Here is a 15099-nt window from a genome sequence, read left to right as displayed (position 1 = left end):
CCCACCATGACCGATCACCCTGCGCCGCAGAACCTGCTGTTCATCCTTTCGGATGAACACAATCGCAAACTTTCGGGCTGTTATGGGCACGGGTTGGTGCAGACCCCGAATATCGATGCCCTCGCGGCGCGGGGCACCCGGTTTACCAATGCCTATTGCAACAGCCCGATCTGCGTGCCGTCGCGCGGCGCGCTTGCGACGGGGCTTTATCCGCACCAGATCGGGTGTTGGGACAATGCAACACCCTATACCGGGGCGGTGCGCGGCTGGCATCACATGCTGCGCGATGCCGGGGTTGATGTCGTGTCGGTTGGCAAGCTGCATTATCGCGGCGACGATGATTACGGGTTCACCGAAGAACTGATCCCGCTGCACATTGTCGATGGCAAGGGCGATCTCAAGGCGCTGTTCCGCAAAGACCCGCTGCCCAAGGCGGGCACCGGCGATATTGCCGCCACCGCAGGACCGGGCGACAGCACCTATTGCGCCTATGATCACCGCATCGCTGAAACGGCTGCCGAATGGATCGCCAAACGCGGTGCCGATCCGCAGGGCCGCCGGTTTGCCCTGTTTGTCAGTTTCGTGATGCCGCATTTTCCGATGATCGCACCGCAGGCCGATTATGATCTTTACGGCGATTACACCCTTGATCAGTTGCGCGAAGGGCTGACATCGCCGCCGCCGGATCATCCATCGCTGAACTGGATGCGCCGCCACAAGGATTATGACAGCCACTTTGACGATGAACGCCGTGCCGTGGCGCTGCGGGCCTATATGGGCATGGTCACCTGTCTGGATCGTTTGATCGGTCAGGTGCTGGCGGCGTTGGACAATGCCGGGCTGAGCGAAACGACGCGGGTGATCTATACCTCGGACCACGGTGACAATCTGGGCAATCGCCGGATGTGGGGCAAGTCGGTGATGTACGAAGATTCCCTTGGCGTACCGATGATTATCGCAGGTCAGGGCGTGCCTGCGGGCAAGGTGTCAGACACGCCGGTGTCGCTGATTGATGTCGCACCTACTGCGCTGGCCTGCACCGGCGTCGGCGGGGATGAGGCGTTGCCGGGTGACTCGCTCATCGCGCTGGCCAATACGCCCCGGGACCGGGCGGTGTTCGCCGAATATCACGCCGCCGGGTCCGATACGGGGGTGTTTGCGCTGCGCAGGGGGCGCTGGAAATATGTCGAATATGTTGGCGCACCGGCGCAGCTTTTCGATCTGGCCGCAGACCCCGACGAGGAACGCGATCTTGGCACAGACCCGGCCCATGCCGATACCCGCGCCGAACTCGCCGCTGCCTTGCGTGAAATTTGCGACCCCGAAACAGTCAACGCCCGGGCCTTTGCCGATCAGGCCCGCGTCATTGCCGCCAACGGTGGGCGCGCGGCAATCGCGGGGACCGGTGACATTCCCTTTACCCCCGCCCCGGGTTAGCGCCGTTCCATCGCACCCCGTGAAACCCACCTGACCCAATCCTGATGCAAGCTGGCCTCTGGCGTAGGGTTCTGTCATGCCCTGCGCCCTGTCGGTTTGAGGTTAACACTTGACGCGTAAAAATCTAAGCGATTAGATTGCGGAAAGACAACAATCGAATCGTCATCGACAAAGGGGCATTCCATTTGCTGGGACATAACACTGACGACTATCGCCGCCTTGTAGACGAAGGGAACGCCCGCATTGACTGGGTTGATCGGTATTCGCCCGCGCTGAATGGTCTGGTGCGCAAAACGGTTGCGGATGGATCACTTGAGGGTAAGAAAATCGCGGTTGTTGTCCACCTTGAGGCAAAGACCGCGTTTTTGGCGCTGGTACTGGCCCGCGCGGGGGCCGAGGTTATCGTCGCCGGAAGCAACCCGCGCACGACCCAGGATTCTGTCGTTGCCGCGTTGCGCGATCGTGGGCTGACCGTTGTTGCCGATGCCGGTGGCGATATGGCGACCTGGGAAAAGGAATTGCTTGCCGCGGCGGATCACGGCCCCGAATATATCATTGATGATGGCGCGGAACTGACCATGCGGATCGGCATGTACCGCCCGGAACTGTTCAGACGCCTGAAAGGTGTTTCCGAAGAAACCACAACCGGCACCACCCGTCTTTATGCGATGGAGGCCGCGGGCAAATTACCCTTCCCCGCCCTGACGGCCAACAATGCGCGCTGCAAGCACCTGTTCGATAACCGCTATGGCACCGGCCAGACGACCATGCAGGCGATGTTGCGCCTGACCAACCGCCAGGTCGCGGGCGCGGTGATCACGATCATCGGATACGGTTACGTGGGGCGTGGGATTGCCGAATATGCGGCGAAAATGGGTGCCATGACCCGTATCGTCGAAACCGATCCGGTGCGCGCGGTCGAGGCCCATATGGATGGCCATGTCGTTGGCCCGGCCCGTGAAATGGTTCCCGGAAGCCAGATGATCATTACCGCAACGGGGGGGATGCGCGCCCTTGGCGAACCGGAATTGCGGCTTGTCGATCACGATGCCGTGCTGGCGAACGCAGGCCACCACGACCTTGAGGTCGACGTGGAAGCCTTGGCCGGGATGGCGGATGTCGTCACCGAATCCCGCCCGAACATCACCACCTATCGCGTCGGGGATCGCGACTTGCATGTGCTGTCCGGCGGCGCATTGGTCAACATCGCAGGGGGCAGCGGCCATCCGGTTGAAATCATGGATATGACGTTTTCGGTGCAGGGTCTGGGGGCGCATCACCTGATCAATGGAGGGTTGAAACCCGGTGTTCATGTGCTGCCCAAGGCGGTGGACGATTCGATCGCAGCCGCGATACTGGCCGAAAAAGGCATTGTTCTGGACGCTGGCCGACCCGAACAACAAGACGATTTCAAAACATGGATCAACGGGATGCCTTCTGTATGACACAGCAAGATTTTGATGCCGAACAGGCAAAGGCAGGTGCCGCCAGAATAGCCTGGGCCAAGCGCAGCATGCCTATCCTTGCCTCTGTTGTTGCGCGGCTGAAATCAACCGGGGCCATCGACGGCAAACGCATTGGCATTTCACTGGTTCTGGAACCCAAAACGGCAAATCTGGTGCTGGGCCTGCGCGATGCGGGCGCCACGGTAAGCGTTTGGGCGCCTGCCGATTGTGCTGAAATGGAGGTCGTTCACGCGCTGCGCTCTGAAGGGATTGACGTTTTTGCCGATGCTGCGGCAACCGCAACCGAGGATCTGACACTGGCGCGCGAATTTCTGGCAACCCGCCCCGATATTCTGGTGGATGATGGCGCGTCTGTTACCCGCCTTGCCCACAAGGAATTTCCCGACCTGATCGCATCCATGATTGGCGCGGCCGAGGAAACCACCAGCGGCGTGCGCCCGCTGCGGATGATGCACGGCGCCGGAAAGTTGAAAATTCCGGTGATCGCGGTGAACGATTCCGCGCTGAAATATCTGTTCGATAACGTTTACGGCACGGGGCAATCCTGTGTCATGGCCCTGCTGGATGTCACCAATCTTCAACTGGCCGGGCGTCAGGTGTTGGTGGTTGGGTATGGCTGGGTTGGCAAGGGCGTGGCGCTTCATGCGCGGGCCATGGGCGCGCAGGTGACGGTTGCGGAAATCGACCCGGTAAAGGCGCTTCAGGCGTTTCACGACGGGCACAAAGTCAAAGCCATAATCGACGCGGCACCCACCGCCGAAGTCGTGTTTGCCGCAACCGGCATTGCGGGCGTTCTGACCCGTGAACATCTCGACGCGATGACAAACAAGGTTATCCTGTGCACGGCCGGCGGGGGCGCTTTTGAAATGCCGATGGCGTATCTGCAAAGCCTTGTCCCCCCCAAGAAAATTCGGGCCGAGGTCGAGGAATATACCCTGGAAAGTGGCAAAACCGTTCTTTTGGTTGCCGGGGGCCATTGCATCAACTGCACCGCAGGCGAAGGCAACCCGATCGAGGTCATGGATCTATCGCTTTCGTTGCAGGCCTGTGCAATTGAACGTCTGGCGGATACAACCCATCCGCTGCCGGTTGGCGTGCATGAAATTCCGGTCGAAATTGAGAACGCGATCGCCTTGGCCCGCCTGACGAACGCAGGGGCGAGCGTTGAACCAATCACCCCGGCCCTCAGCGCAGCATTGCAAAGCTGGTAGACGGGATGACCACCAGATGATCCAACAACAAAAGCGGTGCCAAAATCGCATTTAACCTAATCAACAAGGAGAATGTCGTGAAATTTTCACCTCTTGGAACTATTGTTCTGGCCGCACTTTTGGCCGCACCGCTGCCTGCCATGGCGCAATCGCTCAGCCCGCTGGCGGATTCGCCCGTCCCCGCCGATGCGACCACGATTCAGGTCTGGTCATTCCTGCCGGGCAATTACGAGGACGGCGAAGCTGCCTTTGCCGAGGCTGTCGCGTCGTTCAACGCGAAATACCCGAATGTAACCGTTGACATCACCGAGATGCCTTATGGCACGTATTTCGATCAGATCCGCAATTCTGTCGTCGCCCAAACCGGCCCCGATGTCATCACCATGTATGGCGCGGCGCAGGCCTACAGCTACAAGGACGGCCTGTTCCCCCTGCAAGACGCGGTTGACCCGGATCTTTTGGCGACCCTGAAATTCATTCCCGAAAATGAATCCGAGGACGGCAATCTGTATATCCTGCCGACCGGCACCTATGGCTATGCCCTGGTTGCCAACAACGACATCTTTGAAAAGGCGGGCATTGATCCGGCCAAGGGGCTGGCCACCTGGGATGCCATGCTCAAGACCTGCACGACGCTTGGCGATGCGGGGATCGAACCGATCTCGGCGGGCTGGCGCGATGGCTATCTGCTTGAAACCTACGTCTATATGATTTCCAGTCAGTTGATGGATGACGCCACATTGGCAAAATGGGTCGCCCATGACATCGACATGAAAAACGATGTGTTCGTGCAGACCATGAATTACATCGTCGACATGCGCGACGCCGGTTGTTTTGGCGGCAAAGACGCCCTTGGCCGCAATATGTATGACGACACGATCAACCGCTTTGGCACGGGTGACGCTGCGATGGTCACGGTTGGGTCGGTCGGAACGGCGGATTGGGCGACAGGCGATCAGCCCAACGCGTCGGGATTCATGCTGCCGATGGTTCCCACATCCCCCAATGAACCCATGCTTGATGCGGGCGCCGAGGCAGGCTGGGCCGTGACCCGCTGGACAGACCACCCCGAGGCCGCACTGGCATTTGTCACCCATATGGCCGAACCTGCAACACAAGAGGCCTTTGCCGCACACACCAACGTGCCGGCCAATATCGAAGGGGCCACCATTGACGTGCAGAACAAGCTGCAACAGCAGTTGCTGGATGTGTTCACCCTGCTCGGCAACCACACCGGTTTCGCGTCCTTTCCGTTGACGGTGCTGGCCGTGATGGAACGCAACGCCGTGCCGCTGATGAGCGGGGAAATGGATGTTGATCAATTTCTGAACGCCGCACAGCGCGCGTTCTCGCGGACACGCTGATACCGATGGGGTGGTGGCGGCAATGCCGCCATCCCACGACATTCCTTGAACACGGGCGGGGCCACATGCAAAAATCCTCTGCGATCGGCTGGATCCTGTTGCTTCCGGCAGTGATGCTTGAATTGGCGATCCTGTTTCTGCCCCTCGTCTATATCGCCTTTCGATCCTTCTATGATTGGAACCCGGCCGGCACGTCCGAATTTGTCGGGCTTGAAAACTATGTCTGGGTTCTGACCGATCCCGAGTTCTGGGAGATCATCTGGAACCAGGTTTTCTATCTCATGGGGTTGCCGCTTTGGGTGATTGCGCCGCTGATCGTTGCCTATCTGTTGCGGGAAAATGTCTGGAATGCGGGGCTGTTCCGGTCAATCTATTTCCTGCCCGCTGTCATGTCGCCTGCCATTGTTGGCCTCGTCTTTCGGTCGTTGCTGGCCACGGATGGCACATTCAACGCGGTGCTGGACAACCTCGGCCTTGAGGCATGGTCACAGCCCTGGCTGACCGACCGCGCCTTTGTGAAACCCGTGGTCATCATCATGGTTCTGTGGGCCGGGTTTGGCACGGGGGTCTTGATCTTTACGTCATCACTGGCCGCCGTGCCCCGCGACATATTCGAGGCCGCGCGTCTGGACGGCGCGAAATTCTGGCATCAGTTTTTCTATGTCGCGGTGCCAAGCATCAGGAACACGATCATCCTGTGGACGATGTTCCAGATCGTCGCGATTTTCCTGTTCATGTTCGGCTGGATCTATGTGCTGACCGGGGGCGGGCCGGGCCTGTCCAGCGCCACGATGGATTTCTCGATCTATCAGCAATTCATCCGGTTCGGGTTTTACGGAACGGCGGCGGCACAAACCGTGGTTCTGGTGTTTTCCATCATCGCGGTGCCGGTGGTTGGGTATCTCGTATGGGGTGTCATTGGCCTTGTTCGCAACCGGTTTGCCACATCAAAGCGCAACATTGTCGAAAGGGCGCGCGCATGAGCAGCGAACAACCCGTCAGCCTGCCAAAGACCCTGATTGCGATTGCTATTTCGCTGGTCTTTATCCTGCCATTCCTGTTTCTGATCGGCACCGCCCTGCGCACACCTGCCGATTTCGCCGCAAACCCCGGGGGCATTCCACGGGCGTTCACATTCGACAACATGATCCATGCCTGGCACGAGGCGCACCTTGGCCGCGCCTTGATTGTCACGTTTGTGGTGTCCTGCATTGCCTGCGCAATCAGTGTGTCGGCCGCCCTTGCCGCCGCGTTCTGGTTCCGCATTCACAAGGGGCCAATTGCGCGGGCCTGTCGGGTGATGCTTGTTTCCGGCTATACGATTCCGACAATTGCCTGGCTGTTGCCGATCTTTGTGGTTCTGGCCCGGGCCCAACTGACGGGAAATCCGATCATTGCGGGCATCCTGAACGGCGTCGGAAGCATTCCGTTCGCAATCTATTTCTTTCACACCTACTTCAGACAGGTGCTGTCTGATGATCTGATGGATGCGGCGGCCCTGGATGGCGCGGGCATTTTGCTGCGGTTCCGGCGCATTGCCGTTCCGATGGCGCGACCGGCCATCGCATCTGTTTGCGCATTGGTCTTTGTCTGGACATTCGGCGAGTTGCTGATCGCGGCGACCATCCTGCAAAGCAATCCAGAATCATACACATTGCCCCTGGCCGCCACGACCCTCTCGACACGGGAATCTGTCAATCTGCAAGGCCAGGCTGCCGCTGCGATTGTATCATTGATCCCCGTCATGTTCATTTTTGCACTGGCTCAGAAATCTCTGGCGGCCGGTTTCGGAGCTACAAGTGATAAATAAGGTAATTGGCGCCAGTTGGATTGTTCCCGTCAAAGGGGACATCATCAAAGACGGGGTTGTCGCCATTGATGGCAACCGCATCGCATGGATTGGCCCCGCCGCCGCCTTGCCGGATCACTATGACGCTTCGCAGATTGAATGGGTGGCGGGTGTCATGTTGCCCGGGTTGGTGAATGCCCATACGCACCTGCAATACAGCAACCTTCAGCATGTCGGACAAGGCGCCTATCGGGATTTTGAACATTGGAGCGAAGCGTTCGAGGTCGCCTACAAAAGCGTCACCGACCCCCAGGAATGGGCCGATGCCGCCGCCCTCGGTGCCCGTCTGGCGTTTGCGACAGGTACGACGGTGTTCAGCGAAATCGTCACGGATGACGCCGCGCGCGGGGCGATTTCCGACTGTTGCGCCAGCGGTATCGAATATCTGGAGGTCATCGGCCAGGTCGATAAAAGCTGGGCTGAAACAGGACGTGACGCGTTCCTGCAACGGCTGGCCGTTCCGTCGCGCACACAAATAGGGATCTCGCCCCACGCGCCCTACAGCATTGACCCGGACGTGATCAGGGATCTGGTCAGTATCGCCGCTGACAAGGGGCTGCGCCTGCACACCCACCTTGCCGAAAGCAGCGTAGAAGATGCCCTTTACCTTGGCGGCAATCAAACCGTGGTGGAGATTTTCGGATGTCTGCGCGATCAGTTCAAACTTGTCCGCACTGGTGGTGTGGGGTTGGGCGCCGCCGATTTTGCCGACAGCCTTGGGTTGCTCGCGCCGACCTGCCATATCGCCCATGGCATCTATATTGATCGCGCCGGGCGCGATCTGTTGCTGGCGCGTGGCACCCGTGTTGCGCTGTGCCCGCGTTCCAACGCGACCATCGGTTTGGCCGAAGCGCCTGTCGCGGCCTATCTGAACGAAGGGCACGACATCTGTATCGGCACGGATTCCCTGTCATCCTGCCCTTCCATGGATCTGATGGCAGACGTGCATTTGGCATCTGACATCGCCATACGGCAAGGTTACCGAAACGCAGACCTGCATACACGGCTGATCACGGCGGCCACAGTGGCCGGAGCGCGTGCCTTGGGGTTGGATGCTCTGGGCTATGGCACACTGCAAACCGGCGGCCCTGCCGACATGGCTGTTTTCGCGGTCGCGGTTGAGAATGGGCAGGTTGAAAAATCTCTGGTCGAACACGCCAAAGGCAATTGCGTTCTCACGATCGCAGACGGAAAGGTCGTACATGATGTCACACCTTAAGATCACCAATCTGCAAAAGAGATTTGGCCAGCACCATGTGCTGAAGGATATAAACCTGGAGGTTGAGGCCGGAGAGTTTGTGGTGTTTGTCGGGCCGTCCGGGTCAGGAAAATCGACCCTGCTACGGTGCATTTCCGGGCTTGAACCGCTTACCGAAGGCCGGCTGGAAATCGCCGGTCAGGACACCAAAAAGATACCTCTTGAAAAGCGCGGCGTGGCGATGGTGTTTCAAAGTTATGCGCTTTACCCCCACATGAGTGTTTTCGACAACATCGCGTTTTCCCTGCAAATCCAGAAATTGCCCAAGGCCGAGATCGAGGCAAAGGTGTTCGGCGTTGCGGAAAAGCTTCAGCTGACCGAATATCTGGATCGGCAACCTTCGCTGTTGTCGGGGGGACAGCGCCAACGGGTGGCCATTGGCCGCGCGATTGTTCGCGATCCGCAGATTTTTCTGTTCGATGAACCCCTGTCCAATCTTGATGCCGCGTTGCGCGTTCAGATGCGCATGGAAATCACACAGCTCAAGGGCCAGCTCCCGGATACGACGATGATCTATGTGACCCACGATCAGGTCGAGGCGATGACTCTGGCGGATCGGATCGTCATTCTGCGCGATGGCCGGATCGAAGACACCGGCACCCCGTTGGAACTGTATGAACACCCAAAGTCACTGTTTGTCGCGGGGTTCATCGGATCGCCCAAAATGAACCTTGTTTCTGGTGATCTGGCCGAGGACTATAACGCCCATACCGTTGGAATCCGCCCTGAATCAATGACGTTTGTTTCGGATCATGCACCCGGATGGCCGGGGAAAATTGCCTATGTGGAAAACCTTGGGTCTGATACCTTTGCCTATGTCGATATAGGGGCCAAAGACCTGTTGATCGTGCGCCTGTCCGGCAAATCACACCCCCGCCCCGGCCAAGAGGTGCGCATTGGGCCGGATGGCGACGCCTATCACCTGTTCAACGCCGAAGGCGCCGCAATCAGGCAACAACACCCGGGAACACCTGAACGACCTGGCTGAACCGGGCCGCCCATCGCGACTTCGACAGATCAAAGATATTCTGCAATTCAAGAGGCAAAACCGTGAAACTTATTATTGATACCGATCCCGGCGTTGATGACGCCATGGCAATTTTCTATGCCGCCCGCGCCCCCGAGATTGAATTGTTGGGGCTGACAAGTGTGTTTGGCAACGTGACCGTGGAAACCGCAACCCGAAATGCGTTGTGCCTGTTGGAACTGGCGGGCCTTGACGTGCCTGTCGCCAAAGGCGCGGGCCGGGCGATGACACGCGCCTTTAACCCACCGTCCAGTAATGTTCATGGGGTGGAAGGGTTTGGCGATATTCCGGCCCAAACGCCAACAACCAGGGAAATCACCGAAACCGCGCCAGAATTCCTGTGCCGCATGGCGCGCGAACACAAGGGTGAACTGACCGTTTGTCCGATCGGACCGATCACCAATATTGCCGATGCGATCCGCCTTGACCCGGAATTTGCAACCAACGTCAAAAAGATCGTCTTTATGGGCGGGGCGGCGTTCTGCCCCGGCAATGTGACACCCTTCGCCGAGGCCAACACCTTTAACGATCCTCACGCATTGAATGTGGTCATCAATTCGGGGGCTGACTGCCTCATGGTCGGGTTGGATGTCACGATGCGGGTTCTGATCCAGGCGCAGGATTTCACGGCCCTTGCCGAAACCTCCCCAAAACTCGGCGGATTTTTGAAAGACGCCAGCGGGTTTTATCTGAATTTTTACAAGGAAGTCCCCAAAGTTGACGGGTGCGGGCTGCATGATCCCATGGCCGTCATCGCCTGCACTCACCCCGAAATGTTCGAGATCGAACACCACCCTGTTCAGGCCGTCGAAACCGGCGAGGCCATCGGCCAGACCATTGTGACAGACACGCCCGGCGCACCAAAAATCGGCGTTTGCGTGGGCGGAAACATCGAAGCCGTGAAAGAAAAATTCATCCGCGCCTTCGCCTGACCCCGGGATGATTGGACAAACAGGCGCGTGAAAATTGACGGAAGCAGGGCCAAAAAAGATGAACGAAGTGCCCGGAAAGCCAACCAAACGCGCGACGCTTTCTGATGTTGCGAAAGCTGCCAATGTGTCGACTGCGGTTGTCAGTTATGTCCTGAACAACGGGCCGCGCAACGTGTCTCCGAAAACCCGCCTGCGGGTCGAACAGGCGATTGCGGCACTGAACTATCGCCGCAATACGCTTGCCAGCGCATTGGTCGGTGGCAAAACCAACCTGATCGGAATGTTGGTCCCGGATGCGTCAAACGCATTTTTCAGCGAACTGGCCCGGGAATTCGAACGCGAGGCCCAGGCGCGCGGCTATCTGACGATGCTTGGCAATACGTCCAATGACCCGGATGTCGAAAGCAGGTTCGTCGATGCGCTAAGCGGCCTGCACGCACGCGGCGTGTTCATAACAAGCGTCAACGCGGCCGAACACGACGACCCGTCCTGTCCGCGTGTGTACGTTCATTCGGCACCGGCGGGGTCGCAAAGCCCGCAGATTCTGTTTGACGATTTTGCCGGCGGGCAGATCGCAACGCGCCACCTGATCAGGCAGGGATATGAAAACATTCATTGTCTGGCCGGCGCGACCGACTTTGGCCCATTGGGCCAACGGCGCCGGGGCTGGCAAATGGAAATGGCCAAGGCCGGTTTGCCGACCACCGACCGCGTTCTTTATGTCTCGTCCAACCGGCTTGACGCGACGAACCAGATCCGCGAATTCCTCACGTCTGGCGCCGCCCCACGCGCAATTTTCGCAACAACCGATGAACAGGCCATCGCAACCGTTCGCGCCGCACATGAAATCGGGCTTGAAATTCCACAGGATCTGGCAATCGTCGGTTTTGATGGCATTTCCGAAGCGCGCCATGGGTTCATGCGCATCACCACAATCGTTCTGCCCCTGCGAGAGCTGGCCAAAAGGGCTTTTGACACCCTGGATGGGTCGCAATCTTCACATCCGTCGGCCCAGCTTTTGCAGGGCGAATTGTGGATAGGTGAAACCTGCGGAGCAGCGCCTTGACATGTTTGCGACCCTTTCAAAGTCGCCATCGGCAGGCTCAGTCGGACGCGTTCAATTCGTCAGAGTGAAAATCAATATGAATGTGGTTACCGTCCACATCTTCAAGGTTCACCTGCACAATCGGCGCACCCGGGACCGGATCGACCGAATGGCGGATACCAGCCTGCGTCAGCTTTTCGGTCATTGCCGTCAGGCCCGTCGCCTGAAGCGCGAAGTGTTCAATCTTGGGGTCCACCGCCGCACATTCCTGCGCGACCCCGACAAGATGAATGATGGGGTATTCACCGACATAAATCCAGGCGCCCGGAAAGGGAAAATCCGGCCGTGCGCCGGATTTCAGGCCCAGGATATCTTCGTAGAAGCGGACCATTTCGGCCAGTTTGGCGGTTTTGACGTTCACATGATCCAGGCGGAGTATTTTCATTTGATGGCCCTCTTGCAGTCTGGGTGACGATTGGCATGAACCTTTGAAACAAAGATGCGGGCGCGCGGCACGTTATGATGATTTTGCTTATACCCTGCTGGTCCTGCAGAATCGAGCGCAATTCAAGGATGATTACTTTGAAACACTGACACTGAGGCCAGCGAACCGGTGATCATATGAAGGGGCCAACAGGTTTTGCCGCGTCATCACGCCGATGATCCGTTTTCGCGATTACTGTCGGATTCGGGCATAATTGGCCATGCCGCGCTGACTTATGGAGGCATCGTTGCGCGATCCACCCTGGAGCAAGGCGGATTCGTTGTCATCGCCCTTGACTGACAGGCGGAAAATATTGGCCAGACCCGTCTGTTCCGAGGCGAACCGGTTGTCGTTCCCTTCGACGGTCATGGTTGCGTTGTTGTCGGTGCCGGATTGCAGAAAATACCCGGCCGCAAGCCCCAATGCCCGCGCGTCGGCCGACATGAGCCCGCCAGTGTTGTTGCCGCTGCCGGTGATGTCGAGGGTGAAAAGATTGGTTCCCGCCTGTATCAGACGGGCCGCGTTGTCGGATCCACGCACCGTCATGGATGCGGTGTTTTCCCCGCCCCGGCCAGAATCGTAATCCTGATCCGATGTCAGGATGTTCCTGCTGCCCTCGATGCGCATGTTCAGATCGTTGGTGCCTTGTTGGCGCACCAGAATTTTGTTGGCATCGCTATCTTCACCGATCATGTCCAGTACGGCCGTATTCGTGCCAATCTGATCCATGCCGATGTTGTTGTCGTCGCCTTGGATCGTCGCTATTGAAATGTCGTTCTCGGTGCCGTCCTGGCGCAAGCCAAGCTGGTTTGCGTTGCCAGAGATCGTCAAAAGCCCGACCGAGTTCAGGCGACCGCCCTGTCGGATCCCGAACCGATTGTTGTCACCATAGATCAGAAGATCGGCGATGTTGCCGTTGGCCTCTTCGTCTTCGGTGCCGACCTGTTGAAGGATGCTGTTGTCGGCGGTCGAGGGGATCGCCGCGAACCCTTCCAATGAAAGTTGACCGTTGAAGTTGCCCCTCATCGTAATACGGATGCGGTTCTCTTCGCCCCGGAAAAGGCTGTTGGAAAACTGTTCGACCCTGTTCACGACGTTTTGCATGCCGAATTGTTCGATGGTGGCGATTTGCCGGGCCTCGCCTGATTTCTGGGTCTGATTAACCGAGTTCAGAACGTTTTCTTCGCCGGTGCCCTGACGCACGACAAGAGTGTTGGCGCCATGGGTCACCACGCCAAGGGCGTTTTGTTCGACGGATCCAACGACATTTCGGTTGGACGTCTGTTCGATGTCGATGGTGTTGAACGTCGTTTCAGTATTGAAGCGGCCAAGTTGGCGGATGCCGGGCGCCGTCAGACCGACGCTGTTGTTCTTGCCCGTCTGAAGAATGCTGAGAGCGTTGTACTGACCATCCTGAAACATGACCACCGTGTCAGAACCGGCCTGATTGGTGTCGCCGTTCTGGATAATCTCGGCGGCGTTGTCTTGGCCATCCTGGGTGATAAGGACAGAACTGTCGGTGGACTGCGCCCGGGCCAGGGTGGGGGCGGCAAGGCAAAGGGCCAGAACAGCGAGGGAATATTTGTTCCTGGACACTTACGATCCTTTCCTTGACGAGCCGGGTAATTTTGCCGTGGGTGGCGGACCCGATTTCCCGGGTCCGCCGAAAGTGTGGCCTTACTGATTGACGTAGGCGTTGTTGCCATTGCCGATCTGGGCAAAGCCGGTGGTGTTGGTGTTTCCGGTCTGCAACACCGCGACCTGGTTGTTGTTGTCGATCTGGGTTCCCGTGATCGTGTTGTCGTTACCAAGCTGCGAGAACGCAAAGGCGTTGTTGTCGCCGGTGATGTCCAGGCTGGCAAAGTTCAGGCCGCCGGTCTGAATGATTTCGCCCGAGATCAGCCCAAGCCCGCCAGCAACGCCGCCGCCAAAGGCAGTGGTCGTACCGTTGTTGTCACCGAGGATATCGACATAAGCTTGGTTTCCGTCGCCGCCGGTCTGCGTAGTCGTGACGCCGTTGTTGCTTCCGGCTTGCAGTGTGGACGCGACGTCGTTGTTTCCGATCTGCGTGATCATGATCGTGTTGTTGTCGCCACCCTGGGTGCCGGTCGCCATGTTGGAATCACCCAGTTGCGATACATCGGTGGCGTTGCCGGTCGACGCGGTGTTCACACCCTGCCGCAGGTCAAAGTTGTTTGCGATACCGTTCTGGCTGACCCGGATATAGTTCCCGTTCGAACCCTTGGTATCGGCGATCGAAGCGATCTGACCGTTATCGGTGCCGGTTTGAAGAATGCGCTGGACGTTGTCCTTGAACGGTCCGGCAGGTCCGAAAATGGTGGGGTTGTTGTTGCTGCCTTCGATATGGGCCTGCTGGATCGTGTTGCCGTCACCCGACTGGACGATGCGCGTGCCCTTGTTGTTGGCGTTCACCATGCCGGCGCCGTTGTTGCTGCCGATCATCTTGACGCTGTTGACAGTGTTGCCGCTGCCGCTTTGCTGGGTGATGCTCAGGAAGTTGCTGTCGCCCTTCTGGAGCAGCACGCCGACGGTGCCGCCGACCGAGTTGTTGCGACCGACCGAAGCGACGTTCTTGTCACCGACCTGGTCAGCATCGCTGATCGTGTTGCTGCCGGCATTGTTGCTGTAGTTCGAGCTGAAGCTGTTATCGTCGCCCTTTTGGCGCAGCGCATCAATCACGTTGTTGCCGCGGCTGAACCCGCCACCGGTGGATTGGGTTTCGCTAAAACTGTTGCGGTCGCCTTTCTGCAGGACCGGCGCTCCGGACTGACCCACGCGGTTGCTGCCGGGGCCGGCGTTTTGCTGGACTACGGCGGTGTTGTCGTCGCCGTTCTGTTTCAGATACGCCTCGTTATCGTTCGCGGCCAGCGCGACGGACATGGAAAGGGTCAGGGCGGTGCCGCTGATGAGAGCGAGTTTGGAGATGTTCATTTGATTTCCTCTTGCGTTAAGGGGTCTGTGGTTCCGGTGGAATGAAGGGCGGCTGGCGCAGCGCCTGCCGCCGT

13 protein-coding genes are annotated in these 15099 nt (G+C 58.4%); 10 read left to right on the top strand and 3 right to left on the bottom strand.

Translation table 11 applies throughout. The features are described 5' to 3' along the window. The first annotated feature begins 6 nt into the window (after nt 1–6). The 10 genes from AC0L7P_RS20600 to AC0L7P_RS20555 all read left to right on the top strand — a co-directional run bounded on the left by AC0L7P_RS20600 (nt 7) and on the right by AC0L7P_RS20555 (nt 11610). Nucleotides 7–1437: a sulfatase family protein gene (locus AC0L7P_RS20600; protein WP_473435991.1), complete on the top strand. Its 1431-nt coding sequence runs from the start codon at nt 7–9 to the stop codon at nt 1435–1437. 185 nt (nt 1438–1622) lie between these two features. Further along, nucleotides 1623–2882 carry an adenosylhomocysteinase gene (locus tag AC0L7P_RS20595; protein WP_473435990.1) on the top strand — a complete coding sequence of 420 codons (1260 nt, stop codon included), beginning with the start codon at nt 1623–1625 and terminating at the stop codon, nt 2880–2882. Then, entirely contained in the window at nt 2879–4114 is a 1236-nt protein-coding gene (locus tag AC0L7P_RS20590; RefSeq protein WP_473435989.1) for an adenosylhomocysteinase, read from the top strand. Before AC0L7P_RS20595 ends, AC0L7P_RS20590 begins: the two co-directional genes overlap by 4 nt. 77 nt (nt 4115–4191) lie before the next feature. Then, nucleotides 4192–5478, top strand: coding sequence for an ABC transporter substrate-binding protein (locus AC0L7P_RS20585; protein WP_473435988.1), 1287 nt, complete (start codon nt 4192–4194; stop codon nt 5476–5478). A 65-nt stretch (nt 5479–5543) separates the two neighbouring features. After that, nucleotides 5544–6461, top strand: a complete 918-nt coding sequence (locus AC0L7P_RS20580) for a carbohydrate ABC transporter permease (RefSeq protein WP_473435987.1) — start codon at nt 5544–5546, stop codon at nt 6459–6461. After that, nucleotides 6458–7288, top strand: coding sequence for a carbohydrate ABC transporter permease (locus tag AC0L7P_RS20575; protein ID WP_473435986.1), 831 nt, complete (start codon nt 6458–6460; stop codon nt 7286–7288). The genes AC0L7P_RS20580 and AC0L7P_RS20575 overlap by 4 nt, the downstream gene beginning before the upstream one ends. Further along, nucleotides 7278–8546: an amidohydrolase family protein gene (locus AC0L7P_RS20570; RefSeq protein ID WP_473435985.1), complete on the top strand. Its 1269-nt coding sequence runs from the start codon at nt 7278–7280 to the stop codon at nt 8544–8546. The genes AC0L7P_RS20575 and AC0L7P_RS20570 overlap by 11 nt, the downstream gene beginning before the upstream one ends. Then, a complete protein-coding gene (locus AC0L7P_RS20565) occupies nt 8533–9573 on the top strand; it encodes an ABC transporter ATP-binding protein (RefSeq protein WP_473436234.1) in 1041 nt (346 codons plus the stop codon). Before AC0L7P_RS20570 ends, AC0L7P_RS20565 begins: the two co-directional genes overlap by 14 nt. Before the next feature lie 62 nt (nt 9574–9635). After that, entirely contained in the window at nt 9636–10544 is a 909-nt protein-coding gene (locus tag AC0L7P_RS20560; RefSeq protein ID WP_473435984.1) for a nucleoside hydrolase, read from the top strand. 58 nt (nt 10545–10602) lie between these two features. Beyond that, nucleotides 10603–11610 (top strand): LacI family DNA-binding transcriptional regulator, encoded by a 1008-nt coding sequence (locus AC0L7P_RS20555; protein WP_473435983.1) that lies wholly within the window; start codon nt 10603–10605, stop codon nt 11608–11610. Nucleotides 11611–11647: 37 nt separating this feature from the next. Here AC0L7P_RS20555 and AC0L7P_RS20550 read toward each other — a convergent pair whose 3' ends face one another. The 3 genes from AC0L7P_RS20550 to AC0L7P_RS20540 all read right to left on the bottom strand — a co-directional run bounded on the left by AC0L7P_RS20550 (nt 11648) and on the right by AC0L7P_RS20540 (nt 15025). Further along, entirely contained in the window at nt 11648–12034 is a 387-nt protein-coding gene (locus AC0L7P_RS20550) for a VOC family protein (protein WP_473435982.1), read from the bottom strand. Nucleotides 12035–12265: 231 nt separating this feature from the next. Beyond that, nucleotides 12266–13669: a hypothetical protein gene (locus AC0L7P_RS20545; RefSeq protein WP_473435981.1), complete on the bottom strand. Its 1404-nt coding sequence runs from the start codon at nt 13667–13669 to the stop codon at nt 12266–12268. 81 nt (nt 13670–13750) lie between these two features. Beyond that, entirely contained in the window at nt 13751–15025 is a 1275-nt protein-coding gene (locus tag AC0L7P_RS20540) for a hypothetical protein (RefSeq protein WP_473435980.1), read from the bottom strand. Nucleotides 15026–15099 lie beyond the last annotated feature (74 nt).

This window comes from Oceaniglobus sp. K40-3 (assembly GCF_055808395.1).
This window is presented reverse-complemented; position numbering and strand designations above follow the sequence as displayed.

Coding starts and splice junctions, on each gene's coding strand:
- AC0L7P_RS20590 (WP_473435989.1), top strand. CDS start 2,879: ATGACACAGCAAGATTTTGATGCCGAACAGGCAAAGGCAGGTGCCGCC.
- AC0L7P_RS20555 (WP_473435983.1), top strand. CDS start 10,603: ATGAACGAAGTGCCCGGAAAGCCAACCAAACGCGCGACGCTTTCTGAT.
- AC0L7P_RS20550 (WP_473435982.1), bottom strand. CDS start 12,034: ATGAAAATACTCCGCCTGGATCATGTGAACGTCAAAACCGCCAAACTG.
- AC0L7P_RS20540 (WP_473435980.1), bottom strand. CDS start 15,025: ATGAACATCTCCAAACTCGCTCTCATCAGCGGCACCGCCCTGACCCTT.
- AC0L7P_RS20575 (WP_473435986.1), top strand. CDS start 6,458: ATGAGCAGCGAACAACCCGTCAGCCTGCCAAAGACCCTGATTGCGATT.
- AC0L7P_RS20580 (WP_473435987.1), top strand. CDS start 5,544: ATGCAAAAATCCTCTGCGATCGGCTGGATCCTGTTGCTTCCGGCAGTG.
- AC0L7P_RS20600 (WP_473435991.1), top strand. CDS start 7: ATGACCGATCACCCTGCGCCGCAGAACCTGCTGTTCATCCTTTCGGAT.
- AC0L7P_RS20565 (WP_473436234.1), top strand. CDS start 8,533: ATGTCACACCTTAAGATCACCAATCTGCAAAAGAGATTTGGCCAGCAC.